Origin of the sequence: Bacillus cereus group sp. BfR-BA-01381 (genome assembly GCF_022663555.1) — a bacterium.
GTDB classification, from domain to species: domain Bacteria; phylum Bacillota; class Bacilli; order Bacillales; family Bacillaceae_G; genus Bacillus_A; species Bacillus_A pacificus.
This window is the reverse complement of sequence record NZ_JAKUFR010000236.1, coordinates 1-406: the sequence shown is the minus strand read 5'-3', so window position 1 is coordinate 406 and position 406 is coordinate 1. Positions and strand designations below refer to the sequence as shown.

Genomic DNA, 406 nt, shown 5'->3' with positions numbered 1-406 from the left:
ATGTCATATTGAAAATTGGAGCGGAAGACGGGATTCGAACCCGCGACCCCAACCTTGGCAAGGTTGTATTCTACCACTGAACTACTTCCGCAAGACATGTATGAGTTATTTAATTAAAAGTGCGGGTGAAGGGAGTCGAACCCCCACGCCAAAGGCGCCAGATCCTAAGTCTGGTGCGTCTGCCAATTCCGCCACACCCGCATATTAATTTATTTAAGAAAAATGGGGCGACTGATGGGAATCGAACCCACGAATGCCGGAGCCACAATCCGGTGCGTTAACCACTTCGCCACAACCGCCATGATTTCTGGTGCCGACTAGAGGACTTGAACCCCCAACCTACTGATTACAAGTCAGTTGCTCTACCAATTGAGCTAAGTCGGCTAAATGGTGGAGGATGACGGGA

4 tRNA genes are annotated in these 406 nt (G+C 49.8%); all 4 read right to left on the bottom strand.

The features are described from left to right. Positions 1-16: 16 nt before the first annotated feature. Positions 17-91: transfer RNA gene (locus tag MR079_RS28485), tRNA-Gly, on the bottom strand. A gap of 29 nt (positions 92-120) precedes the next feature. After that, positions 121-201, bottom strand: a tRNA-Leu gene (locus tag MR079_RS28480). Between the two features lie 22 nt (positions 202-223). Next, positions 224-299, bottom strand: a tRNA-His gene (locus MR079_RS28475). 9 nt (positions 300-308) lie between these two features. Next, positions 309-384: transfer RNA gene (locus MR079_RS28470), tRNA-Thr, on the bottom strand. Positions 385-406 lie beyond the last annotated feature (22 nt).